Origin of the sequence: Rhodococcus sp. PvR044, assembly GCF_040548995.1 — a bacterium.
Classification (GTDB): Bacteria; Actinomycetota; Actinomycetes; order Mycobacteriales; family Mycobacteriaceae; genus Rhodococcus_G; species Rhodococcus_G oryzae.
Map to the genome: position 1 here is coordinate 1,070,905 of NZ_JBEPSX010000001.1, position 24,974 is coordinate 1,095,878.

Here is a 24,974-nt window from a genome sequence, read left to right on the forward strand (position 1 = left end):
ACCCACCCCCTGTCGTGCGGTACTCCTTTCGGGAGTTGGAGACGCGCAGCCGCCGCAACCCGCCGACCGTCGCGACGGAAAGTCGCTCGACACCGCCGGTAGTGTCCGAATGGTGCTGTTCACACTGACCGCGACCGCGACTGGCGGCTTCCCGGATGCGTCGGACCTCGGCTACCTCCTGCACAAGCATCCCGATCGGGTGCAGACGTTCGAGTTGTCGGTGGGGACCGCGACCGTGCTCTATCCTGAGTCCTCGCAGTCGAGCTGCACCGTGGCGATGATCCTCGACGTCGATCCAGTCGATTTGGCGCGCAGCAAGTTCCGGCGGGGCAGTGACGGTTTCGCGTTGGGGCAGTACGTCAACGACCGACCGTATGCCGGGTCGTCGATGCTGGCGGTGGCGATCTCGCGAGTGTTCAAATCGGCCCTCGCCGGGACGCTTGCATCGCGCCAGGAACTTCCGCTGACGGCCCTTCCGCTACGGGTCACCATTCCGGCGATGCCGGCCAGGGGCGGCGCAGACCTGCCGGGCCGGCTCTTCGGGCCACTCGGCTGGGACGTCATCGCGGAGCCGCTCCCGCTGGACGAGACCATTCCGCAGTGGGGTGACTCGGTATATGTGAGCCTGACGCTCGTCGGCACGCAGACGTTGTCCGCGGCGCTGCGACACCTCTATGTCCTGCTGCCGGTGCTCGATGACGTCAAGCACTACTGGGTCGGCGAGGAGGAGGCCGACAAGTTGGTTCGGATGGCGGGGGAGTGGCTGAGCGGCCACCCGGAAGCCGAGCTGATCGCCTCGCGCTACCTCGCGCACCGACGTGAGCTGGTGGCGTCCGTCGTCGATCGGCTGGTCGAGGACGCAACCACGGAAACAGGTGATGTGCCGGCGGTCAACGCCGGCCTCGCGAACCGGCGTCAGGACGCGGTGATCGCGACGCTCGAGGACCTCGGTGTTGCGCGGGTGGTCGATGTCGGCTGCGGTGAGGGAAAGATGTTGCGGGAGCTGCTCGCCCGGCCTGCCTTCACCAAGATCGTCGGCGTCGATGTCAGCGACAGCGCGCTGCGTAAGGCGGAACGCAGGCTCGGGCTGGCCGAGCTGTCGGACCGTCAGCGGGAGCGGATCTCGGTGCTCCAGTCGTCGGCCACCTACCGAGATCCACGCCTGAGGGGGTATGACGCGGTGGTGTTGATGGAGGTGGTCGAGCACGTCGACGAGTCGCGGCTGCCGGCGCTGGTGCGGTCGGTGTTCGCCGACATGCACCCGCGGGTGGTCCTGGTGACCACGCCCAACGCCGAGTACAACGTGCTGTATCCGAATCTCGAGCCGGGCACCTTCCGGCATCCCGACCACCGATTCGAGTTCAGCCGAACGCAATTCGAGGCCTGGGCAGCAGAGGTCACGTCCGCACACGACTATGACGTGAGCTTCACGGGGATCGGCGATGTCGACGGAACCCGTGGCGCGCCCACCCAGATGGCCGTGTTCATCCGACGGGAGGTTTCGGCATGAGTGTTCTCGAGATACCCGAGCCGTCGTTGGTCGTGCTCATCGGGATCAGCGGGTCGGGGAAGTCGACCTTCGCGGCCGAGCATTTCGGCGCGTACGAGGTGATCTCGAGCGATCACTGTCGCGGATTGGTCAGTGACGACCCGAATTCGAAGGAGGCCACCGTCGATGCGTTCGAGGTCCTCGAGTTCATCGCCACCAAGCGAATGCGCGCCGGGAAGCTGACCGTCATCGACGCGACGAGCGTCCAGCCTGCGGCCCGCAAGAAACTGATCGACCTCGCCCGCTCCCAGGATGTGCTGCCCGTGGCGATCGTGCTGAACCTGCCCGAGCAGGTGTGCGCCGAGCGCAACGCTGCCCGGGGGGACCGAGGGTTCGATCGCAGCGTCCTGCGACGTCAACACCAGCAGCTCTCGCGGTCGATGCGCGGGTTGGCTCGTGAGGGTTTCCGCACGGTCCACGTCCTCGATGGGGTCGAGGACGTGGCGTCGGCGCGGATCGTCCGGCAGCCGTTGCGGAGCGACCGTCGCGATCTGCCCGGGCCGTTCGACGTGATCGGGGACATCCACGGCTGCCTCGGCGAGCTCGAAACCCTGTTGGGTGCCCTGGGATACACGGTGCGGCGGGACGAGCAGGGTAGGCCGATGGATGCACTTCCGCCTGCCGGGCGCACCGCGGTGTTCGTGGGCGACTACGTGGACCGTGGCCCCGACTCGCCGGGTGTGCTGAGGCTGGTGATGGGTATGGCCGCGGCCGGTCACGCGCTGGCACTGCCGGGCAACCACGAGAACAAGCTCGTGAAGGCGCTGCGCGGCCAGAAGGTCAACGCCACTCATGGTCTCGACCGCACCCTCGAGCAGCTCGCGTCCGAGTCCGAGGAGTTCCGCCGCGCCGTCGCGGACTTCTGCGACGGGCTGGTCGCGCATCTCGTCCTCGACGACGGGCGGCTGGTCGTCGCCCACGCGGGCCTGAAGGAGGAGTACCACAATCGCGCGTCCGGTCGGGTGCGCAGTTTCGCGCTCTACGGCGAGACCACCGGTGAGACGGACGAATTCGGTTTGCCGGTCCGCTACCCGTGGGCAGAGGACTATCGCGGCGACGCGATGGTGCTGTACGGGCACACGCCGGTGCCGGATGTGCGGTGGCTCAACAACACGGCCTGCCTCGACACCGGGTGCGTCTTCGGCGGCGCGCTCACGGCGATGCGCTACCCCGAGCGCGAGGTGGTCTCCGTTCCGGCCGATCGGGAGTGGTATCCGCCGGCCAAGCCGCTGCACATGCCGGAGCCCGATCCGCAGGCCCTCGACATCGAGGACATTCTCCGGGTCGGGGGAGTGGATACCGCGCTGCGCGGACGGATCACGATTCGGCCCGAGAACGCGGCGGGTGCGCTCGAGGTGATGAGCCGATGGGCGGTGGCGCCGCAGTGGCTGCACTACCTGCCGCCGACGATGGCGCCGTGCGCGACCTCGTCGCGACCCGGTCTCCTCGAGCATCCAGCCGAAGCCTTCGCCGAGTACCGAAAAGCGGGGGTGAGCGAGGTGATCTGCGAGGAGAAGCACATGGGTTCGCGGGCGATCGTGATGGTGTGCCGCGATGCCTCGGTGGTGGCCGCGCGATTCGGCGTCACGGACGGCCTGTCCGGGATGGTGCACACCCGAACCGGTCGGCGCATGTTCGACGAGGAACAGACCGAGCGCCTGGTGACCCTCGTCGCGGAGGCCGTCGGGGACGCCGGGCTGTGGGAGGAGCTCGGCACCGACTGGATGCTCCTGGACGCGGAGCTGCTGCCGTGGTCAGCGAAGTCCGAGGGGCTGCTCCGGTCGCAGTACGCCGCGGTGGGTGCGGCCGCGCGCGCCGACCTGGCGGGCCGTAGATCGGTGCTCGAGGCCTCGGCGGAGCGCGGACTCGACGTCGGGGATCTCCTCGAGCGGGTGAACAGCAGGGCGGCCGACGTCGCGCGCTACACCGATGCCTACCGGCGATACGTCTGGCCGACCGACGGCCTGGACGGCGTGCGGGTGGCGCCGTTCCAGGTCTTGGCCACCGAGGGCGCCGGTCACAGCGATCGCGATCACGGCTGGCACCTGGCGATCGCGGACCGGCTCGTGGCGGCGGCACCGACCCTGTTCACCACGACCCGGCGCGTCGTCGTCGACACCGGCTCGCCGGAGTCGGAGGCCGCGGGCATCGCCTGGTGGGACGAGCTGACCGGCGCAGGCGGCGAGGGCATGGTGGTCAAACCGCTCGCCAACGGGGCGCAGGCCGGCGCTCGTCGCGTTCAGCCCGGCATCAAGGTGCGTGGCCGCGAATACCTGCGACTGATCTACGGTCCGCACTACACCGAGAAGGAGAACCTGGAGCGGCTGCGCAACCGAAACCTGGGGCACAAGCAGTCGATGGCGCTGCGCGAGTACGCGCTGGGCATGGAGGCGGTCGACCGACTGGTCAGGGCCGATCCGCTGTGGCGGATCCACCAGGCGGTGTTCGCCGTGCTCGCCCTGGAGTCGGAGGCGGTCGATCCCCGGCTGTGAGCCGCCTTCCGCACCTGTGAGCGATGTGTACCCCCATCGGGGTGAAACACGCGCACGGGCGCCGGAGGTGCCTACGTCAGGATGATCAGTTCCCGCTGGGAGGCGATCTCGACTCGCAGCCCGGCCTTGGCCGCGACCTTGGCGACGCCCTTGACGTCGGACGGCTCCGCACGGGAGACCACCAGCGCGCGGGCGAGCAGGCCCTTGTGGTGCTTGTTGAAGTGGCTGACCACCGAGCGGCTGCCGTCCGGCTTCTCGGTGAGCACGGTGGCGATCACCGCACCCGGCACCGGGCCGAGCTGCTGGTAGGTGCCCGAGCGCAGGTCCACCACCAGGCCGTTGGCCTCCGCCTCGAGAGCCGAGGTCAGCTCGGGCTTCCACACCGACTGCAGGGTGCCCATCCCGGGCAGCTTCGAGCCGCCGGAGAGCCGGTAGGCCGGGATCGGATCGCCCGCGCGGACCACGCCGAACAGTGCGGAGCCGACCGCGAGGCGGGTCAGCGCCTTCGCCTTCTGCGCGCGGGTGAACGACTTCGCGTCGAGGGCGTCGAACAGCACCCCCGTGTAGCGCTCCAGGGCCGGTCGCGTCGGCGAGGTCCAGAGCGCCGCGTTGCGGGCGATCTCGTCGGACTGCCCGGAGCTCAGCCCCAGCGCGAGGCTCGACGCCTCGGCGTCGGCGGCCAGCTCGACGAGCGCGTTCACCAGCACCTCGCGGGTCGCGGTGAGCTTGGGCAGCGACAGCTCGCCCAGGTCGAGGGGGACGCCCTTGCCGCCGTCGGACTTGGTCTCGGAGGGGGGAAGCAGCACCAGCACGAGCGGTAACGGTACCGGGCGGGCCGCGCACTGAGGGACCGGGCGGCACCGCCGCCGTGGCGTTCCGACTATCCTGATACCCCGTGATCACCCGCCTGTCTCAGCTGTTCCTTCGCACGCTCCGCGACGACCCGTCCGACGCCGAGGTCGCCAGCCACAAGCTGCTCGTCCGCGCCGGCTACGTGCGGCGCATCGCGCCGGGCGTCTACTCCTGGCTGCCGCTGGGCCTCCGAGTGATGCGCGAGGTCGAGCGGGTCGTCCGCGAGGAGATGGATGCCATTGGCGCGCAGGAGATCCTGCTGCCCGCCCTGCTCCCGCGCGAGCCCTACGAGACGTCGAACCGCTGGACCGAGTACGGCGCCAGCCTGTTCCGGCTCAAGGACCGCAAGGGCAACGACTACATGCTCGGCCCCACCCACGAGGAGCTGTTCGCGCTCACCGTGAAGGGCGAGTACAACTCGTACAAGGACTTCCCGGTCACCCTGTACCAGGTGCAGACCAAGTACCGCGACGAGGAGCGCCCGCGTGCAGGCATCCTGCGCGGCCGCGAGTTCGTGATGAAGGACTCCTACTCCTTCGATCTCACCGACGAGGGCCTGGAGGCGTCCTACCAGGCACACCGCAACGCCTACGAGCGCATCCTGCAGCGGCTCGGCGTCAAGTACGTCATCGTCTCCGCGACCTCGGGCGCGATGGGCGGCAGCGCCTCGGAGGAGTTCCTGGCCGAGAGCCCGATCGGTGAGGACACCTACGTCCGGTGCATCGAGTCCGGTTACGCCGCCAACGTCGAGGCGGTCAAGACCCTCGCTCCCGCGGCGATCCCGTTCGACGGGCAGCCCGAGGCCAAGGTGTACGACACCCCGGACACCCCGACCATCGAGTCGCTGGTCGACTGGGCCAACGGCGCCGACCTCGGAAAAGCGGTCACCGCCGCGGACACGCTGAAGAACATCATGGTCAAGACCCGCGTGCCCGGCGGTGAGTGGGAACTGCTCGCCATCGGCATCCCCGGCGACCGTGAGGTCGACGAGAAGCGCCTCGAGGCCTCGCTGGAGCCGGCCGAATACGTGCTGATCACCGAGACCGACTTCAAGAACAACCCGTTCCTGGTCAAGGGCTACATCGGCCCGAAGGCGCTGCAGGCCAACGGCGTCCGTTACCTCGTCGACCCCAGGGTCGTCGACGGCACCAGCTGGATCACTGGCGCCGACGAGGAGGGCAAGCACGTCGTCGGTCTCGTCGCCGGCCGCGACTTCACCCCGGACGGCACCATCGAGGCCGCCGAGGTGCGCGACGGCGACCCCTCGCCCGACGGTGCCGGACCGCTGGTCGCCGCCCGCGGCATCGAGGTGGGCCACGTGTTCCAGCTCGGCCGCAAGTACACCGACGCGTTCGGCGTCGACGTGCTCGGCGAGAACGGCAAGCCGGTCCGCCCGACCATGGGCTCCTACGGCATCGGCGTCTCGCGGCTGGTCGCGGTGATGGCCGAGCAGCAGCACGACGACAAGGGCCTGCGCTGGCCGGCCGAGGTGTCGCCCGCGAACGTGCACCTGGTGATCGCGAACAAGGACGATGCGGCCCGCGAGGGCGCCGAGGCGCTCGCCGCGGAGCTGGACCGCGCCGGACTGTCGGTGATCCTCGACGACCGCAAGGCCTCGCCCGGCGTGAAGTTCAAGGACTCCGAGCTGCTCGGTGTGCCGCTGGTGGTCGTCGTCGGCCGTGGGTTCGCCGAGGGCAACGTGGAACTGCGGGACCGCTTCACCGGGGAGTCCCGTGAGGTGCCCGCCGGGTCCGCGCTCGACGAGGTGCTCGCCGCCGTCCGCGGCTGACGCACGAAACAAGCAGTACCGGACCGGGCCGTCAGCTGACGGCCCGGTCCAGTGCGTTCAGGCGGGCATCCTCCGCCGCCACCCGGCGCCGCTGCACGCTCACGTGGGCGACCGCGGCCACCGCGGTGGCCGCGACGACCGCCGACAGCACCCAGCCGGCGTCCGGTGCGTGCTGTGAGAAGACGGCGTTGAGCGCGACGAAGCCGCGGAAGCCCCCGATGCAGAAGTAGGCGAGGGCGCCTGCGGCCACCCAGCGGGCCTGCAGCGCGGGGACGTTGACCAGCGGCCTGCGCGGTTCGAGACCCAGTTGGGAGCGGCGCAGGGACTCGCGGGCCGCGGCCCGGTCCTGCGCGGTCGCGCGGGTGGCGAGCGGGACGACGAGCACGGCGGCGCAGGCGAGGACCAGTGCTGTCTCACCCGTCGGTCCGTTGCGCACGGCAACCGCCGCCAGCGCCAACAGCCCGGCCGCCAGTGCATACGTCCGGACCCGGGCCCACAGGTCCGCGCGCAGCGCGGGATCGCGGCGCAGTCGCCGGTAGCCGAAGTATCCGGCCGCGCCAACGGCCAGCAGTGCGACGGCGGTGAACATCCGGAAGCGGTCCCTCGGCTCGAGTGGTGATGCGGTACTGGATGCTCTCACACACCGCGGCGGCGTCCCGATCTACGTGGACCCGCCGCGGATTCGTGCGTCGTAGGCGGCGCGACCGGAGTCGGTGTCCAGGAACACCCGGTCGAGCCCGGTCGCCCGCCGCAGCAGGCGGGCGAGCGGACGCGGGAAGAGCGGCCACAGCAGGGCACCGGACAGCCGGCGCGGGACGACCGCCCGGCGCCTGCCGGACCGCAGCGTCGCGACGACCGCGTCGGCGACCGTCTCCGGCGGGATCGGGGTGAGCAGTCGGCCGGGGTGGGTGCCGTCCAGCAGCGCGGTGTTCGTGAACGACGGCAGCACCGTCGACACCCGCACCCCGGCGGCGGACAATTCGGCGTCTGCGGCGTCGCCGAAGCAGAGCACCGCGGCCTTGGTCGCGTTGTAGACGGCCATGCCGGGGACGGGGATGCAGCCGGCGATCGAGGCGATGTTGACGATCCGTCCGCCACCGGAAGAGGCCATTGCCCGTCCGGCGGCGCGGGTGCCGTGCAGGACGCCGCGCAGGTTGACGTCCACCGCCGCGTCCACGATGGCGTCGTCCTGATCGAGCAGCGTGCCGAGCGGCATGATGCCTGCGTTGTTCACCCATCCCCACGGCCGACCCAGTCCCGATTCCACCTGGGCGAGAAACGATGTCACCGACTGGGGATCGGCCACGTCCAGCACGGCGCCGAGCACGCCGAGTTGCCCGGCCGTGCGGATCACCTCGGCCTCGTCGATGTCGCCGATCGCGACCAGGGCCCCGGCGGCGCGCAGCGCGGTCGCGGTGGCGCGGCCGATGCCGCGGGCCCCGCCGGTGACGACCACAACCCGGCCGGTCAGATCGATGCCCCTCATCTGTGCTCCTCCTGCAGTTCGTCGAGTGTGTGGTGGGTGAGCTTGCCCGTCGACCCGCGCGAGAGGCGGTCGACGAACACGATCTCGCGCGGCATCCGCGACCGGGGCAGTTTCGCGGCGAGGTATCGGCGGACCGCCTGCTCGTCGAGCGTGTCCCGACCGGCGGGGGCGTCGGCCCGGACGAGATACGCGCGCAGCCGATGCCCGAACTCGGCGTCCGGTACCGGGGTGACGGCGGCGTCCGCCACGTCAGGATGCGCGAGCAACGCCATCTCGAGCTCCTCCGGGAAGACGTTCTCGCCACCGGAGACAATCATGGCGTCGGAGCGGCCGGCCACGTACAGGCGTCCGGCGGCGTCCAGGTGGCCGCGGTCGCCGGTGTCGAGGAACCCGTCGGGATCGCTCTTCCTGGTGCCGTCGGTGTACGCGTCGATCTGGCCCGGCGTGCGCACGAGGATCCGGCCCTCCGCACCGACCGCTGCGCTCGTGCCGTCCGCGTCGGCGATGCGGACGACGGTGCCACGGGGCGGGAGTCCCGCGCAGTCCGGGGCCACGGCCAGGTCCTCCGGTGTCGCGATGCTGATGTACGAGGCCTCGGTGGAACCGTAGAGGTTGTGCAGCACCGGGCCGAGCGCCGCGGTGACCTGGGCGACCAGGGCGCCGTCGAGCCGGGCGCCGCCGCTCGCGACGATCTGCAGCGCGGACAGGTCGGCCGCGGGAATCGCGTCACCGAGCGCAACCAGCCGACGCAGCATGGTCGGGACCGCCACCAGGGTGGAGCAGCGGTGCCGCTGCAGGTCCGTCAGCACCCGCGCGGCGTCGAACCTTCGATGCAGCACCAGCGTCGAGCCAAGGGTCAGGGTCAGTGTCGCGACGATCAGGCCCCAGCCGTGGAAGACCGGTGCGGACAGCAGCACGCGCTCGCCGCCGCGTAGCGGGATCTTCGAGAGCAGCCCGGCGGGGACCAGCAGCGACGGTGCCTGCGAGCGCGGGGCGCCCTTGGGCAGCCCGCTGGTGCCGCTGGTGAGCACGACCAACGCCGGGGATCGAGCCGGCCGGGCCGGCAGCGCGGCGGACTCGCCGGTCATCAGGGCGGCCATGCAGCTCTCCGCCCGGGCGTCCTCGGTCCAGGCGCACCACCGGGGGCCGTCGAAACCCGATGCCGCGGTGCTGAATTCCTCGTCGTAGACGAGCGCATCGAGTCGCTCGCGGGCGGCCACCTGGGCCACCTGGCGCGGGCCGAAATCCGAATTGAGCAGCACCACCCGGGCGCCCGCGGCCGACGCCGCGCAGAGGGCGACGACGGCATCGGCGTGGTTGCGGCAGAGGATGCCGATCCCCGGCCGCGGCGAGGCCAGCCGGGACGTGAGCGCGTGTGCCAGCCGGTGGGTGCGCCCCGCGAACTCGGCGAACGTCAGCTGGCCCCGGTCGTCCACGAGGGCGACCCGGTCGGGGAAGGCCGAAGCCCCGAAGGCGGGAAGACCGCCGAACGGCCCGAGCCGGGCGACCGCGCGGGCACCCGAGGCCAAGGCCCATGGGTTGCGCGGCACTGCCCCTGCCCGCCAGAGCGTGCCTGCGGCGAGCGCCTCGTCGAGGATTCGCATCGTTCTCCTCATGATCGGTGTCGAATGGCGAGCAGCGCACGGGTGCCCGCGTTCATCGCGCGGAGCAGGGGTCCGCGGAATCGGTCGGGGTAGGCCGTGGCGATGCGCTGGGTGGTGACCGTCTGCGGTTCGGTGTCGCGGACGACGCCCTCCCGGCCGTGCCGCCGCCCGGTGCCGCTGCTGCGCATCCCGCCCATGGGCGCGCCGAGCGAGGCGATCGCGGACAGGTAGCCGTCGTTGACGTTCACTGCCCCCGCGACCACCTGCGCCGCGATCCGGCGGCCACGCCGCAGGTCCCGGGTCCAGACGCTGGCGCTCAGGCCGTACTCTCCCTCGTTCGCGAGGCGGATCGCCTCGGCATCCGAGGTCACCCGGTACAGGGCGACCACCGGACCGAAGGTCTCCTCGGCGTAGACGGCCATCTCGGTGGTGACACCGGTCAGCACGGTGGGCTCGTGGAAGAACGGACCGAGGTCGGGCCGGGGCCTGCCGCCGGTTGCGACGCTCGCGCCCTTGGCCAAGGCGTCCGCCACATGGTGAAGGGTGAGGTCCAGTTGCCCTTGCGAGGTGAGCGAACCCATGTCCACGTCGTAGCCGTGTCCGGCTCCCAGCCGCAGTCGCGCGGTCCGTCTGACGAGCTCGTCGCGGAAGCTGTCGAACACCTTCTCGTGGACGTAGATTCGCTCGATGCCGATGCACATCTGCCCGGCATTGGAGAAGGCGGCCTGCACGGCGCCGCGGGCGGCGGCGCGGAGGTCGGCGTCCGCGCAGACGATCAGCGGGTTCTTGCCGCCGAGCTCGAGCGAGGCCCCGATCAGGCGGTCTGCGCAGCGACGCGCGATCTCGCGCCCCGTCGCGGTCGAGCCGGTGAAGCTCAGGTGGTCCACCTCGTCGATCAGGGCGGGCCCGATCCGGCTCCCCGGTCCGGCGATCACCTGCCACGCGGCCTCGGGCACCCCCGCCCGCACCGCCAGGTGCCGCGCGTGCAGCAGGGTGAGCGGGGCCTGCGAGTCGGCCTTGCTGAGGACCGCGTTCCCGGCGAGCAACGCCGGGACCACGTCGCCGACGGCCAGGAACAGCGGGTAGTTCCACGGGGCGATCACCCCGACGAGCCCCTTCGGGCGGTACCCAACGCGGGCCGAGACGAGGCCGGGCACCGCGCCGAGCGCGCGCCGCTCGCCCAGGTATGCGCCGCCGCGGGCCGCGTAGTGCCGGGCCACGGAGACGACGCCCTGCACCTCGACGGCGGCGTGCACGCGGGCCTTGCCGGTCTCCCACTGCATGAGGTCGCACAGCCGGTCGTGGTCGTCGACCAGCAGCCGTGCGAACCGCGCCAGCACCCGCTGCCGATCGCGCACCGGTCTGGCCGCCCACGCGGGCTGCGCGGCGCGGCAGGCGAGCGCCGCTGCGGCCACCGACTCGGTTCCGGTCTGGGGAACGTCGGGGAGGGGCTCGCCGGTGAAAGGGGCCGTGGCCGAGGCGAACTCGGTGGACGGCGGCAGCTGGCGCAACAGCGCCTCGACCGACGCCGTCATGGTGTCACCACACCAGTCGGGCGAGGTACCTCTCGGCGTAGTGACGCACCGCATCGGGATCGGTGGTGTCCAGTCGGCCGTGCGGGTGCAGCAGCAGCGACATCGAGATCCGGATGAGGATCTCGGAGACCGAGAGCAGGTCGTCCTCGGGCATGGTCGCCCCACTGTGTCGCAGCGCGGCGGCCACCCGGGCGGCAGCGACCGCGATCGGTGCGCCCTCGGTGCGGGTGGTCACCTCGACCAGCATCTCCGGTTCGCTCTCGAGAATCCGGCCGAGTAGCGGAATCTCCCGCGTCAGAGCGATGCCCCGCGCAAAGCACTCGACCACGGCCCGTACCGGGTCCAGATCCCGGGCCAGGGCGTCGAGCTGATCGAAGAACAGCCCCGCTTCGCGCAACACCAGCACCTCGACCAGGGCGTCCTTGTTCGGGAACTTCCGGTAGAGGGTGCTGCGGCTGATCCCGGCACGCTTGGCCACGTCGTCCATGTTGGTCCGACGGATCCCGTAGCGCTCGAACTCGTCCCGGGCGGCGTCGAGCATCGCCTGCTCCGCGGGAGGTGCGGTCGGCGCGACGGGGGCGGGACGCGTGTTCATCGTGTGCCAGCATATCCGCGGTCACAGCGCCCGCAGCGTGACGGGCAGGTGGTCCTTCGGGACCGGCAGCGTGGAATTGTCGAGTTTCCAGGTGTAGTCGGCGGGTACCGACCACTCGTACTCGAGGAGCAGGTTGTGCATGATCGTCTTGATCTCCATCTGGGCGAAGTACAGGCCGATGCACTTGTGCACGCCGCCCCCGAACGGCATCCAGGCGTAGCGGTGTGACTTGTCCTCGGCGCGCTCGGGGGAGAAGCGATCCGGGTCGAAGTGCTCGGGATGCGTCCACAGGTCCGGGTTGTGGTGGTTGACCATGCCCACCGCGCTGACGTAGGTGCCCTTCGGGACGAAGTGCCCGTTGATCTCGGTGTCCTCCAACGCTCGTCGAGCCAGCCCCGGCACCGGGGAGTTCAGTCGCAGCGACTCCTTCATCACGGCGTCGAGCACCGTGAACTCGTCGAGGTTGTCGTAGTTGATCTCGCGGGGCAGCGAACGGGACTGCGCCCGCGCACGGTCCTGCCACTCGGGATGCTTGGCCAGGTAGTAGGCCATGGTGGTGAGGGTGATCGTCGAGGTGTCGTGCGCGGCCATCAGCACGAAGATCATGTGGTTGACGACGTCCTCGTCGGTGAAGGTGTGCCCCTCCTCGGACCGCGCATGGCAGAGCACCGAGAACAGATCGGGCGTCTCGCCGGATGCGCGTTTGGCCGGCAGGTGTCGATGGAAGAACTCCTCGAGCACGCGTCGCCCGGCCAGGCCCCTAGCCCACTTGGTTCCCGGAATGTCCTTGCGGATGATCGACATCCCGGCGTTCACGCAGTCGATGAAGGCCTTGTTGATCCGATCGGCCTCGGCGCGCGGCAGGTCCATCCCGAGGAAGATCTCCAGGGCCAGGTCCAGGGTGAGCGCCTTGAGCTCGTCCAGGACGAGCACGTTCTTGCCGGTCGGGAGTCGCTCGACCCCCTTGCGCAGCATCGGCTGCATTTCGTCCAGGTACCCGCGCAGGCGTTTGTTGTTGAAGGCCTGCTGCAGGATCAGTCGATGGTGGCGGTGCTCCTCGAAGTCCATCAGCAGGATGCCGCGGCGGAAGAACGGACCGATGAGGAAGCCCCACGCGGGTTCGGCGGCCAGCGCCTTCTGCCGGTTCATGGCCACCGACTCGGTGCCGTCCGCGGTGAGGGGGATGGCGAACTCGAGGCCGAACGCCTTGATGTAGGTGATGTCCCCGAAGGCCGCGCGGCGCTGGGCCACCAGCTCGATCGGATTGCGGAAGAAGCGGAGGAGTTCGATCACGCCGGGGTCGCCGGTGCCGTAGATCGGTCGGAGGCCGCTGCCTGCGGGTGGTGCTGCCAGCACTTTGGTGCGCACGGGGAACTCCTAGCGGGCGGTGGGGGCGGTGGGAACGTTCATCAGGGGGCGAGGGTCGATGCCGACCCGGCGCCAGGCGTCGTAGGCCCATGACAGGTACAGCGCGCGCAGGGGCAGCCGGTTGACGAGCGGGTTGATCCGGCGGGAGAAGGCAGCGAACCGCTGGAACCGCTTCTCCTTCTTGGCATCCCAGTCGAGGTCGCAGACCTCCCGCATCTGTGGGGGCAGCGTGCCGACGACGACGGTGCGGATGAAGCCGTTCAGGGGGGCCGACAGGAGTCGCCACACCGGTGCCGGGATCCGTCGGGGGCCGGGCACGCCCTTCCTGATGTACCCGGTGGCGTACACGATGGTGCGGGTCGGGACGAACCGGTCGAGCATCTGCTCCCAGTACTCGAGGAACTCCTCGTAGGTCTGCGGTTGACTGCGATCGCTCACCCCGTAGAGGCGGTACCAGGTCTTGCCCTCCTCGAAGATCTGGACCTTCTCCTCGTGGGACAGGCGCCGGACGAAGGTGTCGGTGACGTAGAGGACCTGGTCGACGAAGGTGGCGTGCGCCCAGTAGAAGAGCTCCGGGTTGAGCGCGTGATAGCGCGATCCATCGGCGACGGTGCCCTTGATCGGCTTGTGGAAGTCGCGGACGGTGCGGCCCCAGCGGTGCGGGTCCTCGCTGTAGACGGTCTTCATGATCGGGGGTCCGCTGCGCCGTGCCCGGCCGAGGGTGTCCGAGAAGATCACAGAGTGGTCCTCGACCGCCTTGCCGAGTTGTTCGATGCAGTTCTCGGTCCCGGCGATCCGCTGGAAGCCCAGCAGTCCGCGGACGTCGCCGTAGTACTTCCAGATCAGGGAATCGGGGCCGAGCCGAGGTGAGGTCGAGGCGATCTCGTCGTCGACCGGCATGGGGACGGCCTCGCGAATGGCGGAATCGAAGTCGAGCGGCATCGTGGGTTCCTGTCGGCTCTTGGACGATGAAACAAAACTGTGTCTCTGTTCCAGAACGTAGCAGCGAAGTGACCTGCGACACAAGGGGGTGGAATAGCTACTCGCTGGTAGGTTCATCTCAGACGCGAGCTGATCTGCGAGAGAGGGGCAACCCATGTCCGCGAACGGACAACTGTTCAACCCGACCACCAGCGACTTCGCCGAGTTCGACGAGGAAACCCGGCGGCTGCTGCGTGCGACCGTCGAGTGGTTCGAGAACCGTGGCAAGAAGCAACTGCTCCAGGACGACCTGGACGCGACCTGGGTGTCGGACTTCCTGGAGTTCGTGAAGAGCGAGAAGCTCTTCGCCACCTTCCAGACCCCGGCGGAGTTCGGTGACGGCGACCCGAACCGTCGCTGGGACGCGGCCCGCAACGCCGCCCTCAGCGAGATCTTCGGGTTCTACGGCCTGGCCTACTGGTACGCCTGGCAGGTCACCATCCTCGGCCTCGGGCCGATCTGGATGAGCGACAACACCGCCGCGAAGCAGCGGGCCGCCCGCGAGCTGGCGGAGGGCGGCGTGATGGCGTTCGGTCTCTCGGAGCGCGAGCACGGCGCCGACGTGTACTCCACCGACATGCTGCTCGCCCCGCAATCGGACGACGGCGACGTCGCCTTCCGGGCGACGGGCGAGAAGTACTACATCGGCAACGGCAATGTCGCCGGCATGGTGTCGGTGTTCGGTCGCAGGACCGACGTCGAAGGGTCCGACGGGTACGTCTTCTTCGTCGCGGACAGCCAGCATCCGAACTACAAGCTCATCGACAACGTCATCCACGGCCAGATGTACGTGAGTACCTTCCGGCTCGAGGACTACCCGGTGCGGGAGGAGGACATCCTGCACACCGGTGTCCAGGCGTTCGAGGCGGCGCTCAACACCGTCAACGTCGGCAAGTTCAACCTGTGCACCGGCTCGATCGGCATCACCGAGCACGCCTTCTACGAGGCGATCACCCACGCGCAGAACCGGATCCTCTACGGCAACCCGGTCACCGACTTCACCCACGTGCGGGCGGCGTTCGTCGACGCCTACGCCCGGATGGTCGCGATGAAGCAGTTCAGCGCCAGGGCCGTCGACTACTTCCGCAGCGCGAGCCTCGAGGACCGTCGGTACCTGTTGTTCAACCCGATGACCAAGGCCAAGGTCACCTCCGAGGGCGAGCGCGTGATCGCGCTGCTGCACGACGTGGTCGCGGCCAAGGGGTACGAGAAGAACACCTACTTCCGTGAGGCCGTGGAGGTCATCGGCTGCCTGCCCAAGCTGGAGGGCACGGTTCACGTCAACGTCGGGCTGATCCTGAAGTTCATGCCGAACTACATGTTCAACCCGGCGAGCTTCCCCGAGATCTGCACCCGCACGGACGCGGCCGACGACGAGTTCTTCTGGAACCAGGGTCCCACCCGCGGCGCGGCCAAGGTGCAGTTCCACGACTGGACGAAGGTCTACGAGCGGTTCCAGGACATCCCGAACGTGGTGCGGTTCTACGAACAGGCGCTGGAGCTCAAGAAGCTGCTCACCACCGCGGCTCCCGATGCCGCGCAGCAGAAGGACCTGGACTTCCTGCTCAACGTCGGGCACCTGTTCTCGCTCGTCGTCTACGGGCAGCTGATCCTCGAGCAGGCCGAGATGACCGGGCTCGACCGGGACCTGGTCGACCAGATATTCGACTTCCAGGTCCGAGATTTCTCCGGGTATGCCGTTGCCCTGCACGGGAAGCCGTCGTCGACGCCTGCTCAGCAGGAGTGGGCGCTCGGTGCGATCCGCAAGCCGGTGGTGGACGAGGATCGGTTCGGTCGGGTGTGGGAGCAGGTGCGGGCCTACGATGGCGCCTACGAGATGACGCCGTAGCGTCGGCTGGGGGGTAGGGACGATGAGAACGATTCGGGCAGTTGTGGTGTCGGTCGCGGTGGCGGCGTCGCTGACGGGTGGCACCGCCACGGCGTCGACCGGGTCGTCGTCCGACCCGGTGGGGATCTCGCCGACGTACACGCTCGGCGGCGGGGCGATCGGGTGCGTCGGGACAGTGGACGCGCACTACGACCCAAACGCCCTCTTCTTCGGGCAGAACCCGACGATCTGGGTGCGACCGGAGTTCACCTTCGTTCCGGGCCTGTTCCAGGCCCCCTACTGCGGCGTCGAAGCCACCCTGCGCTGGAAGAACCTGGACACCGGCGCGAGCGGAGTTTTCCCGGGGCCACCGGTGCCGCTCGGCGACAACACGCCGCTCTCGCCGACGGACGGCCCGTGGGTGCCGATGACCGCGGACACCGGGGTCGGGCGGATCGAAGTCCAGATCGACACGAACTTCCCGCATGTCCAGGGGCGCGGCACGATCGTCGTCCCCTAGGCGCTGACTCCGAGGTCGAGGGCGTGACGCCCGGTGATGATACCGCCGGCCGTCATGCCCTTTGCTATACGAACCTGTGTCATGAAGCCGACCGATGGCGGGCAATAATAGCTGGTACCACCCCTGGTTGAGCATGTGAACGAGTTCTAGATTCGCATGGAGACCGATCGGTCTGGACACCTTGCCAAACAGATGTCCAGCTAATAGTCTCGGTCGTGATTCGAGGCTCGCAGACGGCGCAAGGAGACCCTGGTGAAATTTGGAATCACGCTGTTCACGAGTGACCGCGGGATCACCCCCGCGGCCGCTGCCGTCGCCGCGGAGGGGGCCGGGTTCGATTCCTTCTACGTCCCCGAGCACACCCACATCCCGGCCCGGCGGGACGCCGCGCACCCACAGACCGGTGACGAGACGCTGCCCGATGACCGCTACATGCGCACCCTCGACCCCTGGGTGGCGTTGGCGACCGCGGCCTCGGTGACCGAACGCATCGCACTCGGTACCGCGGTTGCGCTCCCGGTCGAGCACGATCCCATCACCCTGGCGAAGACCATCGCGTCGCTCGACCACCTCTCCGGCGGCCGGGTGGTGCTCGGCGTCGGGTACGGCTGGAACCTCGACGAGCTGACCGACCACGGTGTGCCGCCGGGGCGGCGCCGGACCATGCTGCGCGAGTACCTCGAGGCCATGCAGGCGCTGTGGTCGCAGCAGGAGGCAGAGTACGACGGCGAGTTCGTCACGTTCGGACCGAGCTGGGCGTGGCCGAAAACCATTCAGCAGCCTCGTGTTCCGGTGATCGTGGGCGCGGCGGGCAACGAGAAGAACTTCAAGTGGATCGCCCGGTCCGCCGACGGCTGGATGACCACCCCGATCGAGCAGGACATCGACGACAATGTGCTGTTGCTGCGCCGCATCTGGCAGGAGGCAGGCCGCGAGGGTGCGCCCAGGGTCGTGGTGCTGGCAGGCAAGCCCGACCCGGACAAGCTCGCCCGCTGGGAGGACCTCGGCGTGACCGAGGTCGTGTTCGGCGTGCCCGACAAGTCCGAGGCCGAGGTGGTGGCCTACCTGGGGCGGCTCGCGGGCAAGCTGAACCGGGAGCCGGTCTCGAACTAGGGCCTGTTGCTGATGTTATCGGCTAGAGATGTACCGCCGTACGGACAAGGTCGGCGACGGCTTGGGATCTGCTGTGTGGTGGCCAGGCGATGACGGTCGTGACGGCCGGTGCGTCCGGCACGGGCACGATGGCGTGCTCGCCGCGTAGCTGTGCTCGGAGCGATTCGGGCATGAGCGCGCAGGCCCGGCCGAGCGTGATCAGCTGGGTCAATTGGGTATGGTCGCGAACCTTCGGGCCGGGGCCCTCGGGATAACTCCCATCCCGTCGAGGCCAGCGTGGCAGGGGCAGGTCCGTCAGGGCGTTGACCTCGGCCATCGACATGTGGGGTCGGATGGCGAGGGGGTGCCCCGCGGGTAGGACCACGACCTGGTGTTCGGTGTGCAGGTCCTCGGTGTCGAATCCGGCCGTCGTGTCGTAGGGCGGCTGGAGCAGAGCAACGTCGGCACGCCCGTTGCGTAGCAGGCCTTCAGGTTCGCCGGGACCGCAGAGCATCACCTCGACTGCGACAGCGGAGGGGTCGGCGGCGTAGGCGTCCAACAGCTTCGACAACAGTTCTCTGGACGCTCCTGCCTTGGCGGCCAGCACCACGCCGGCCCGGTCGGTGGCGGCGCGGCGGGTGCGGCGCTCGGCGGCTTCGACCGCTTCGAGGGCCGGCCGGGCCTCCTGCAGAAGCACCGACCCGGCCTTGGTCAAAGTGATTGCGCGAGCGGTGCGGTGCAGCAGGACGACTCCGAGCCGCCGTTCGAGCTGCTGGATGGCTCGCGATAGTGGTGGTTGCGCGATCGAGAGCCGCTGTGCCGCCCGTCCGAAGTGCAACTCCTCGGCGACGGCGACGAAGTATCGCATCTCCCGCGTCTCCACCAGGCCATGGTATCCGGCGATGACCACGACCAATACCCGTGCGGTATCGCCGCCCACCCGATCGGTCTTGGACGCTGCCCCCGGAATCGCGGCAGGATCGGCGGTGTGAGTGAACAGACGATTGCGCTGGTGACCGGCGCGAACAAGGGAATCGGATACGAGATCGCCGCTGGCCTGGGCGCGCTCGGCTGGCGAATCGGTGTTGGCGCGCGTGATCGGCAACGCCGCGACACCGCGGTGGAGAAGCTGCGCGCGGCTGGGACCGATGCGTTCGGTGTGCCGCTCGACGTGACCGACGACGCAAGTGTGGCCGCGGCGGCCGAATTGATCGCCGACCATGCCGGAGGGCTCGATGTTCTGGTCAACAATGCCGCGATCACCGGCGGTGTGCCGCAGACACCGACCACGGTCGATCCCACGACCGTGCGAATCGTCGTGGAAACCAACGTGATCGGGGTAATCCGGGTGACCAACGCGATGCTACCGATGCTGTGCGCCTCGGCGTCACCGCGAATCGTCAACATGTCCAGCAGCGTCGGCTCGCTCGCCCTGCAAACCACACCTGGCATCGACATGGGCCCGGTTCCCGCCGCCTACTTGGCCTCGAAGACCTTCCTCAATGCCCTCACCATCCAGTACGTCAAGGAACTGGGTGACACCAACATTTTGATCAACTCCGGCTGTCCGGGTTTCACTGCCACCGACCTCAATGGTTTTCGCGGCGTCCGTACACCGCAACAGGGTGCGGCCGTCGCGATTCGCCTCGCGACCCTGCCCGACGACGGCCCGACCGGCGGATTCTTCGACGACGCGGGAACGGTGCCCTGGTGACGGGCGCACCGGTGGTTGCCACCGTTCCCGTTCTCGAAGTCAGCCCCGCGTCGCGCGTTACACGGCGCCGGCGGGAACCCCCGACCGCGGACGCGCTGGAACTGCTCGCCAGTTGGGCGGCAACTCAGGGACCAGTCCGACCACACCGACGAGTCCTCGGCGTAATTCCCGTAGCGCGGGTGGATCAGCCCAGCGCCTGGACCCGCCCCTGCTTACGGGCCTTCGGCAGGCCGCGCCGGGCCAGGAAACCGTTGGCCAGCAACACGATCGTCTTGTTCGCGGGTGCGCGGAACCCGAACTCGGTGTGCGGCGCGTAGCGCGCCTCGGCACCGGTGACCTCGAGCCAGCCCGTGTTCTGGCGGGCCTCGAGGCCGACGAGCTGGGCTCGATAGGAATGCGCGAGCAGACCGGCACGGCGGCCGCCTGGCGGAACCCAGGTGGGCACGCGCAGCCGGACGCCATCGGCGTCGCCCCGGCCACCCCGACCGGCGCGATCACCGGATATCGGTCCGCGTCGCGGTAGGTGAGCAACAGGTGCGGCAGCCTCGCGGCCCGCTCGCCGGTTCGCGCGGATCTGGCCGGCGGCGTCGGTGGCCGGCCGCGTCAGGACGGTGCAGGTCCACAGCCAGCGGCCGGGATCGTCCTCAGGGAGTTCGGGGTTCGGCCACAGCTCGTAGAGGCCGGCCATCGCGATCGGGCCGTCGCCGTTCAGGAAGTACGGGATCTTCTTCCCGTCCTCGCCCTTGAGCCACTCTAAGTAGCCCTCGGCAGGCGGGACACAGCGTCGGCGGGCTGCGGCGGCCTTGAACGCCGGCTTCGCCGTGATTGTCTCGGAGCGGGCGTTGATCATCCGCGAGCCGATCTTCGGATCCTTCGCCCATGACGGCACCAGGCCCTTTTCCGGACTAACGAAACGCGCCTCTGCCAGGTCAATGAGGAACGCCGAATGAGCGCCGGATGAGGATCCCCCATTGGGACGCCCGTCGGCAGCGCAAGCGCGACAATAGGTGAATGACCGAGCTGCAGATTCGCGAGGCGACGTCGGACGATGCCCAGGTGTGTGGGCGCCTCATGTTCGACGCCTTCGAGGCGCTCGCCACGCGCCATAACTTCCCGATCGAAGCGGGCACGCCCGAATTCGCCGACTTCCAGATCAAGGCGATGCTGGACACCGACGGCATCTACAGTCTGGTTGCCGAGCGCGACGGTCACATTGCCGAGCGCGACGGTCACATCGTCGGCAGCGCCTTACAGGACGAGCGCGGCAAGATCGTCGGCATAGGACCCGTCTGCGTCGACCCGGCGGCGTCGGACGCGGGGGCGGGGCGTGCGTTGATGAATGCGTTGCTTCAGCGATCGCGCGAGCGCGACGTCGCAGGCGTGCGGCTGGTACAGACGGCGTACAACTACCGGTCCTTCTCCCTGTACGCCAAGCTCGGCTTCGCCGTGCGTGAGCTGTTGTCCGTCTTCCAGGGAACGCCACGCGGGTCCGCGATTCCCGGCGCAGTCGTGCGCCCGGCGACACCGGACGACATCGCCGCCTGCGACGAGATCTGCCGGCAGGTGCACGGCCACGACCGCCACGACGAGCTGCAACATTGGGTCAATGTCGGCACCGCCCGCGTGGTCGAGCGTGGCGGCCAGATCACCGGCTATGCGACGGGCATCGGCTACACCTGGCACGCGGTCGGCAAGGCCGACGACGACGTCATCGCGCTGCTCGCCAGCGCCGACGAGTTCACCGGCCTCGGGTTCCTCGTGCCGTCACGCAACACCCGCCTCATGGCCTGGTGCTTCGATGCTGGTCTGAAGATCGTCCAGCAGTCGACGCTGATGACGATCGGGCTCTACAACGAGCCGAAGGGCGCGTGGCTGCCGTCGATCGGCTACTAGGCGTCCTGGCGCAACAATGCACCGCGCCCGCGCCGACTCAGTTCCATTTGGGCATCGCTGACTTCGGCCAGCACCGACAGCCCTTCCATCGTCTGGCCGGTTACCTTCCTAGCGGCCGTGGCCGCCGCATCATCAGCCGCATCGGCGTGGGAACGCACCGCTTAGGCGATCCCTCCAGGAGCCAACAGTCGGCACCGTCCCTCACAGAAAATGCCCACGGCGTGCACGACGGGCGTAGATGGCCAGGACCGGACGGACCCGGAGCCAATGAATGAACGGTCCCGTCGTCTCGCAGGTCACCACACGGGGCGGGGTTCAGCAATCACCCACAGCCCGGCTCCGCCGCACTACCGATACGATCGAACCGTGCTCGGCCTCCCGATCGCGATGGCCCGATTCAACTACCGGCTCGCACGCCTACCGCTCCAGCTGATCGAGGACGTCGCCGTCGTGCGGCTCCCCGAAGAGTCGGCGCTGCGCCTGGGATACGAGAAGGCCCTCATCGACTGCGATCGCGCGGCCGCCGACCTGCTAAATGACGAGTCAGCCGCGACTCGCGCCTGCCGACTCCACGAGCAGACCGCCCCGGCGCGCGTGACCCGCGCACTCGAACTGCGCAGGGTCGAGCAGCATGAAGAGGCCGTGTATGCCGCCGAGGCGGAACTTCTGCACGGGCATCGCGAGAGATTTCTACGCCGCCTGCGCGAACACATCTCACAGAGCCCCGCCGGGCGATAGAAGAAGGCAGCGCGGGGCCGATGCCCTCGACCGTGCCCCTCGCTCCCGAGGTGGGTGGCACCCGGGCTGCCAGCTGATGAAGAAGGCCCGCCGCCCCGGCTAGGGCCATTGCCGGCTCCGATCATGTCAGTGGTGTCGCATGGAGTCTCGGATGCGATCGACCTCGTCCTGCTCGAGAGGGGTCCGGGTGTAGAGGCGCCAGTGCCAGGTGGCGTCGGACCATCCGACATGATGCCGGTGACCGGCCACGAGCAGCTGATCGAGCAATGTCAGATGGGTGTTCAGGGGCCACCGCGCCAGGATGGGTGCGCCGTCGACCTCGAGGTTGAGAATGAGTTCTCCGGTGTCGGGGTCACCAGCCTGCGGCATGTGTCCGATTCCGGTGGGCCAGTATCTCGGCACGGCGACCGGAATCTCTCGGAGCTGTTGGATCTCCGTCGCTGATCTGCGCTCGATCAGCGGTGAGGGTGCCGTGGGTAGCCCCCAGGTGAACGCGTCGTCGAGGATCTGCTCACCGACTCGCAGGTCCTTCATGGTCGCGGCGAGTTTGCCGCCGAGCCCTCTCAGACCGAGCAGCATCCCGGTCTCCTGGTCGAAGTCGAGCTCTGTGGGGTCTGCGCCGGCCCCCGCCGTCAGGCGAACTTGCCACGCCCGCCGTCCAGCGATGGTGGTAGTGCCGAGGATGGTCGGTTCGGCATCGGTATTGAGGTCGAACAGGATCGACGTGGGGCCGCCGAGGAACCGGAGGGGGCTGATCGGCAGCAGCGCGACCAGGCGTGTCTGCTCGGGCGCTACCGAGCGCATCCCATCATCGAACCGCGCGAGTGCAGCGGCGCCGTGCCGGAGGTACTGCACCAGGCCGGACCGTTCGATCCGCCATCGGCTGTCGGGGCCGTGCTGGAACGTCCACGTGCCCTCGTCCAGGGACCGGTCATGGCGGATGTACTGATGATCCATGACACCGGAAACGTACAGCTCACTGCTCGCACCGTGGAGGTCTTGCAGTTCCTGCCAGATCGGCTCGTGCGGGGCCATGATGGTGTCCTTCGGCGTTGACGAATAGGTGGGCAGCCGCCGCCATCATCCCGCAGAACACCGCGGGCGAGCACAAATCAGCTCGGGAGGGCGGCTCAGCGTTCGCCCCGCCAGTAGGGAAAACGGAGGGGGTCGGTCACGATGATCGTGACCGACCCACTCCGACGGGACACTTTCACTCAGTCCTGGCCCATCGACTCTCTGATTTCACGCAGTTCGGCAGCCAACTGCTCGCGATTCTTACGCATGAGCCGCCGAAATGGCATCGACAGACAGAACTCGGACTGCCACTCCGTCAGCCCAGACTGTCGCATAATCGCCGAGACCGCATCCGATTCTGTATCGGAATCGGAATCGGTGGCGATGCGGACGAGGTCGAGTGGGTGATCAACTGCCCACTGCACGGCCTCGAGTATCGCCAGCCGTTGTTCCTGGTCGGAGGTCATTTGAGCCCCCTATCTAGTAGTTGAACGTCTGGGCTCCAGAACTTTCCTTCTTGAAGTTCGGACTCTTGTACTCCACTGTGCCGAAGGAGATTCCATATGTGGCGTCATACGATTCGAACTTGATGTTCATCCAGTTCAATTCGTTTGTGTAGGTATGCGACCTCGTCTGGTCGTAGATCAAGAGACTCTTTGTCTTTGGCGCCCCGACACAGTTGGTGAACGTCGCGCGAACGGGATCAATCGCGAGGTTCTTGTCGGCCTTCAACTGGCAAGTGAAGTTCTTCACCCCAAAGGTTCCGATCGAATCTCGCGCTTGCATGGTTCCGGAGAGGGTGACTTCGCTGTTGAAGAAGATGTTGTACTCGAAATGGATGTCGTTCCAGTCGATCTGTACGCACTCCCCACCGTCGCCCGGGCAGTTGACGATAGGCCGATGGTCGTCGATCGACCACTCCCAAGCACTGTCGACGGTGCCACTGTTGCCACCAAACGGAACGATCGTCCCTCCACTTCGATCATCGGATGAGGGCGGTGCCGCCGCGCGTGTCTGTGCGGATGCGCGCGCGGCCGTGATCTCGTTCCGCTTCGACTCCGGGGTGTTCGCCGGAAGCCGAGCCACGTACTTCTCGCCCCCTCTAGTTCAGTCCGAAGGCCCCGATGACCGCCCGGCCGTCGCGGTCGTAAAGGGGGATGCTGCCGCTGTTGTTCTTGACTTCGTTCAGGTCGGTTGCCTTGACATATCCGAAGGTTCCGTCCGATCCGTAGCTCGCGACAAGATCAGGAATGTCCGTCGCTTCCTTGACGCCGGCGGCGGTTCCGTAGGTGGACCCGTCCGCGTTGGTTCCAGCAGACAGATCGGCAGGAGCTGTAGTCGGAGCGGTCGCCCTCGCCAGTGGTGCCGGCGCCACATAGTCGAGCGGATTGGTCGGGAACGTCACGTAGGTCGACCAGTTCACGCCATCTCCTGCCTGCACGAATCCGTGGCTGTCGTATGAACCCGAACCGCAGTCACCGCTCGTTCGGTTCTCGAGCCGCGAGGTGGAGATCGGGTTGTACTGCAAGGGAGTGATTTTGCAGAGCACACCGCTCTTGAACAGGCGTGATTGGACTCCCATCCTGAAGTCGGGAACCATCTGCCCGAAACTCGGTTAGATGGCTGTCGATGCCGAGAGGGTTGGCGCGTTGCTGATGGTCGATGCATGCAGGTAGATGACCCCGCCGACGGGAGGCGTCCCTCCGACCCAGCCGGTCTCGGTCTGCGCCGAACTCACGCCTGCACCTGTGACCGCCAGTGTCGCCGCGGCCAGTCCAACGAATGTGGCTCGCGCAGCAGACTTCCCGGACAACATTCGAATAGCCATATTGTGTCCTCCCCTTGACCAAGATGGAATCTCCACCCCTAGAAGGGACCGTAATGAAACACGCACGCGAACTTCATGAAAGACAAAGGTCACAAA

At 68.3% G+C, this 24,974-nt stretch carries 23 protein-coding genes and 1 pseudogene; 9 read left to right on the forward strand and 15 right to left on the reverse strand.

The window, feature by feature from the left end; all coding sequences use genetic code 11:
- Nucleotides 1-109 precede the first annotated feature (109 nt).
- Together ABIC28_RS04890 and ABIC28_RS04895 are read left to right on the forward strand one after the other, a co-directional pair.
- Nucleotides 110-1,510, forward strand: coding sequence for a 3' terminal RNA ribose 2'-O-methyltransferase Hen1 (locus ABIC28_RS04890; RefSeq protein WP_354577767.1), 1,401 nt, complete (start codon nt 110-112; stop codon nt 1,508-1,510).
- On the forward strand, nt 1,507-4,041 hold the full coding sequence (locus tag ABIC28_RS04895) for a polynucleotide kinase-phosphatase (RefSeq protein ID WP_354577769.1): 2,535 nt from the start codon (nt 1,507-1,509) through the stop codon (nt 4,039-4,041). The genes ABIC28_RS04890 and ABIC28_RS04895 overlap by 4 nt, the downstream gene beginning before the upstream one ends.
- A 71-nt stretch (nt 4,042-4,112) precedes the next feature.
- On the opposite strand, the gene yaaA is transcribed toward ABIC28_RS04895, so the two are convergent.
- Nucleotides 4,113-4,853 carry a peroxide stress protein YaaA gene (yaaA, locus tag ABIC28_RS04900; protein WP_097212744.1) on the reverse strand — a complete coding sequence of 247 codons (741 nt, stop codon included), beginning with the start codon at nt 4,851-4,853 and terminating at the stop codon, nt 4,113-4,115.
- A gap of 83 nt (nt 4,854-4,936) precedes the next feature.
- Here yaaA and ABIC28_RS04905 point away from each other — a divergent pair, with 83 nt between their 5' ends.
- Nucleotides 4,937-6,682, forward strand: a complete 1,746-nt coding sequence (locus ABIC28_RS04905) for a proline--tRNA ligase (RefSeq protein ID WP_269588191.1) — start codon at nt 4,937-4,939, stop codon at nt 6,680-6,682.
- Between the two features lie 31 nt (nt 6,683-6,713).
- On the opposite strand, the gene ABIC28_RS04910 is transcribed toward ABIC28_RS04905, so the two are convergent.
- From ABIC28_RS04910 to ABIC28_RS04940, 7 genes are all read right to left on the reverse strand, one after another.
- Nucleotides 6,714-7,271 carry a hypothetical protein gene (locus tag ABIC28_RS04910; protein ID WP_097212746.1) on the reverse strand — a complete coding sequence of 186 codons (558 nt, stop codon included), beginning with the start codon at nt 7,269-7,271 and terminating at the stop codon, nt 6,714-6,716.
- A gap of 72 nt (nt 7,272-7,343) precedes the next feature.
- Nucleotides 7,344-8,168 carry an SDR family NAD(P)-dependent oxidoreductase gene (locus ABIC28_RS04915; RefSeq protein ID WP_354577773.1) on the reverse strand — a complete coding sequence of 275 codons (825 nt, stop codon included), beginning with the start codon at nt 8,166-8,168 and terminating at the stop codon, nt 7,344-7,346.
- Nucleotides 8,165-9,772, reverse strand: coding sequence for an AMP-binding protein (locus ABIC28_RS04920; protein ID WP_354577775.1), 1,608 nt, complete (start codon nt 9,770-9,772; stop codon nt 8,165-8,167). The genes ABIC28_RS04915 and ABIC28_RS04920 overlap by 4 nt, the downstream gene beginning before the upstream one ends.
- 8 nt (nt 9,773-9,780) lie before the next feature.
- The gene (locus ABIC28_RS04925) at nt 9,781-11,307 is read right to left on the reverse strand and encodes a succinic semialdehyde dehydrogenase (RefSeq protein ID WP_354577777.1); all 1,527 of its coding nucleotides are present in this window, start codon (nt 11,305-11,307) and stop codon (nt 9,781-9,783) included.
- A 4-nt stretch (nt 11,308-11,311) separates the two neighbouring features.
- The gene (locus tag ABIC28_RS04930; RefSeq protein ID WP_097212750.1) at nt 11,312-11,902 is read right to left on the reverse strand and encodes a TetR/AcrR family transcriptional regulator; all 591 of its coding nucleotides are present in this window, start codon (nt 11,900-11,902) and stop codon (nt 11,312-11,314) included.
- 21 nt (nt 11,903-11,923) lie between these two features.
- Nucleotides 11,924-13,270, reverse strand: coding sequence for a cytochrome P450 (locus ABIC28_RS04935; RefSeq protein ID WP_209926038.1), 1,347 nt, complete (start codon nt 13,268-13,270; stop codon nt 11,924-11,926).
- A gap of 9 nt (nt 13,271-13,279) precedes the next feature.
- Nucleotides 13,280-14,212, reverse strand: a complete 933-nt coding sequence (locus ABIC28_RS04940; RefSeq protein ID WP_097212752.1) for an oxygenase MpaB family protein — start codon at nt 14,210-14,212, stop codon at nt 13,280-13,282.
- Nucleotides 14,213-14,366: 154 nt separating this feature from the next.
- Here ABIC28_RS04940 and ABIC28_RS04945 point away from each other — a divergent pair, with 154 nt between their 5' ends.
- The 3 genes from ABIC28_RS04945 to ABIC28_RS04955 all read left to right on the forward strand — a co-directional run bounded on the left by ABIC28_RS04945 (nt 14,367) and on the right by ABIC28_RS04955 (nt 17,712).
- Complete coding sequence (locus ABIC28_RS04945; protein ID WP_209926043.1) at nt 14,367-16,100, forward strand: acyl-CoA dehydrogenase family protein; 1,734 nt, start codon at nt 14,367-14,369, stop codon at nt 16,098-16,100.
- Nucleotides 16,101-16,122: 22 nt separating this feature from the next.
- Nucleotides 16,123-16,599: a hypothetical protein gene (locus tag ABIC28_RS04950; RefSeq protein WP_143548487.1), complete on the forward strand. Its 477-nt coding sequence runs from the start codon at nt 16,123-16,125 to the stop codon at nt 16,597-16,599.
- A 252-nt stretch (nt 16,600-16,851) separates the two neighbouring features.
- Nucleotides 16,852-17,712 (forward strand): LLM class F420-dependent oxidoreductase, encoded by an 861-nt coding sequence (locus tag ABIC28_RS04955; protein ID WP_354577782.1) that lies wholly within the window; start codon nt 16,852-16,854, stop codon nt 17,710-17,712.
- Between the two features lie 22 nt (nt 17,713-17,734).
- Here ABIC28_RS04955 and ABIC28_RS04960 read toward each other — a convergent pair whose 3' ends face one another.
- Nucleotides 17,735-18,574, reverse strand: coding sequence for a LysR family transcriptional regulator (locus ABIC28_RS04960; RefSeq protein WP_307861240.1), 840 nt, complete (start codon nt 18,572-18,574; stop codon nt 17,735-17,737).
- Nucleotides 18,575-18,703: 129 nt separating this feature from the next.
- Between ABIC28_RS04960 and ABIC28_RS04965 the strand changes: the two genes are divergently transcribed.
- Nucleotides 18,704-19,405, forward strand: coding sequence for an SDR family NAD(P)-dependent oxidoreductase (locus tag ABIC28_RS04965; RefSeq protein WP_257017562.1), 702 nt, complete (start codon nt 18,704-18,706; stop codon nt 19,403-19,405).
- A gap of 571 nt (nt 19,406-19,976) precedes the next feature.
- Here ABIC28_RS04965 and ABIC28_RS04970 read toward each other — a convergent pair.
- Nucleotides 19,977-20,300: pseudogene (locus tag ABIC28_RS04970) on the reverse strand (SOS response-associated peptidase family protein); the annotation flags it as partial.
- Between the two features lie 116 nt (nt 20,301-20,416).
- Here ABIC28_RS04970 and ABIC28_RS04975 point away from each other — a divergent pair.
- Together ABIC28_RS04975 and ABIC28_RS04980 are read left to right on the forward strand one after the other, a co-directional pair.
- Nucleotides 20,417-21,298, forward strand: coding sequence for a GNAT family N-acetyltransferase (locus tag ABIC28_RS04975; RefSeq protein WP_354577784.1), 882 nt, complete (start codon nt 20,417-20,419; stop codon nt 21,296-21,298).
- A gap of 366 nt (nt 21,299-21,664) precedes the next feature.
- Nucleotides 21,665-22,036: a hypothetical protein gene (locus ABIC28_RS04980; protein ID WP_354577785.1), complete on the forward strand. Its 372-nt coding sequence runs from the start codon at nt 21,665-21,667 to the stop codon at nt 22,034-22,036.
- A 126-nt stretch (nt 22,037-22,162) separates the two neighbouring features.
- Here ABIC28_RS04980 and ABIC28_RS04985 read toward each other — a convergent pair whose 3' ends face one another.
- From ABIC28_RS04985 to ABIC28_RS05005, 5 genes are all read right to left on the reverse strand, one after another.
- Nucleotides 22,163-23,071, reverse strand: coding sequence for a hypothetical protein (locus ABIC28_RS04985; protein WP_269588179.1), 909 nt, complete (start codon nt 23,069-23,071; stop codon nt 22,163-22,165).
- A gap of 179 nt (nt 23,072-23,250) precedes the next feature.
- Entirely contained in the window at nt 23,251-23,517 is a 267-nt protein-coding gene (locus tag ABIC28_RS04990; RefSeq protein WP_354577787.1) for a hypothetical protein, read from the reverse strand.
- A gap of 13 nt (nt 23,518-23,530) precedes the next feature.
- Nucleotides 23,531-24,136: a hypothetical protein gene (locus tag ABIC28_RS04995; RefSeq protein ID WP_354577789.1), complete on the reverse strand. Its 606-nt coding sequence runs from the start codon at nt 24,134-24,136 to the stop codon at nt 23,531-23,533.
- Between the two features lie 16 nt (nt 24,137-24,152).
- Complete coding sequence (locus tag ABIC28_RS05000; protein ID WP_354577790.1) at nt 24,153-24,650, reverse strand: hypothetical protein; 498 nt, start codon at nt 24,648-24,650, stop codon at nt 24,153-24,155.
- 15 nt (nt 24,651-24,665) lie between these two features.
- Nucleotides 24,666-24,788 carry a hypothetical protein gene (locus ABIC28_RS05005; protein ID WP_269588176.1) on the reverse strand — a complete coding sequence of 41 codons (123 nt, stop codon included), beginning with the start codon at nt 24,786-24,788 and terminating at the stop codon, nt 24,666-24,668.
- Nucleotides 24,789-24,974 lie beyond the last annotated feature (186 nt).

Bases quoted from the DNA above. Each gene is read 5' to 3' on its own strand.
- ABIC28_RS04915 (WP_354577773.1), bottom strand. From the start codon at position 8,168: ATGAGGGGCATCGATCTGACCGGCCGGGTTGTGGTCGTCACCGGCGGG.
- ABIC28_RS04945 (WP_209926043.1), top strand. From the start codon at position 14,367: ATGTCCGCGAACGGACAACTGTTCAACCCGACCACCAGCGACTTCGCC.
- ABIC28_RS04985 (WP_269588179.1), bottom strand. From the start codon at position 23,071: ATGGCCCCGCACGAGCCGATCTGGCAGGAACTGCAAGACCTCCACGGT.
- ABIC28_RS04920 (WP_354577775.1), bottom strand. From the start codon at position 9,772: ATGCGAATCCTCGACGAGGCGCTCGCCGCAGGCACGCTCTGGCGGGCA.
- ABIC28_RS04990 (WP_354577787.1), bottom strand. From the start codon at position 23,517: ATGACCTCCGACCAGGAACAACGGCTGGCGATACTCGAGGCCGTGCAG.
- ABIC28_RS04910 (WP_097212746.1), bottom strand. From the start codon at position 7,271: ATGTTCACCGCCGTCGCACTGCTGGCCGTTGGCGCGGCCGGATACTTC.
- ABIC28_RS04895 (WP_354577769.1), top strand. From the start codon at position 1,507: ATGAGTGTTCTCGAGATACCCGAGCCGTCGTTGGTCGTGCTCATCGGG.
- ABIC28_RS04930 (WP_097212750.1), bottom strand. From the start codon at position 11,902: ATGAACACGCGTCCCGCCCCCGTCGCGCCGACCGCACCTCCCGCGGAG.
- ABIC28_RS05000 (WP_354577790.1), bottom strand. From the start codon at position 24,650: ATGGTTCCCGACTTCAGGATGGGAGTCCAATCACGCCTGTTCAAGAGC.
- ABIC28_RS04975 (WP_354577784.1), top strand. From the start codon at position 20,417: ATGACCGAGCTGCAGATTCGCGAGGCGACGTCGGACGATGCCCAGGTG.
- ABIC28_RS04890 (WP_354577767.1), top strand. From the start codon at position 110: ATGGTGCTGTTCACACTGACCGCGACCGCGACTGGCGGCTTCCCGGAT.
- ABIC28_RS04940 (WP_097212752.1), bottom strand. From the start codon at position 14,212: ATGCCGCTCGACTTCGATTCCGCCATTCGCGAGGCCGTCCCCATGCCG.
- ABIC28_RS04950 (WP_143548487.1), top strand. From the start codon at position 16,123: ATGAGAACGATTCGGGCAGTTGTGGTGTCGGTCGCGGTGGCGGCGTCG.
- ABIC28_RS04925 (WP_354577777.1), bottom strand. From the start codon at position 11,307: ATGACGGCGTCGGTCGAGGCGCTGTTGCGCCAGCTGCCGCCGTCCACC.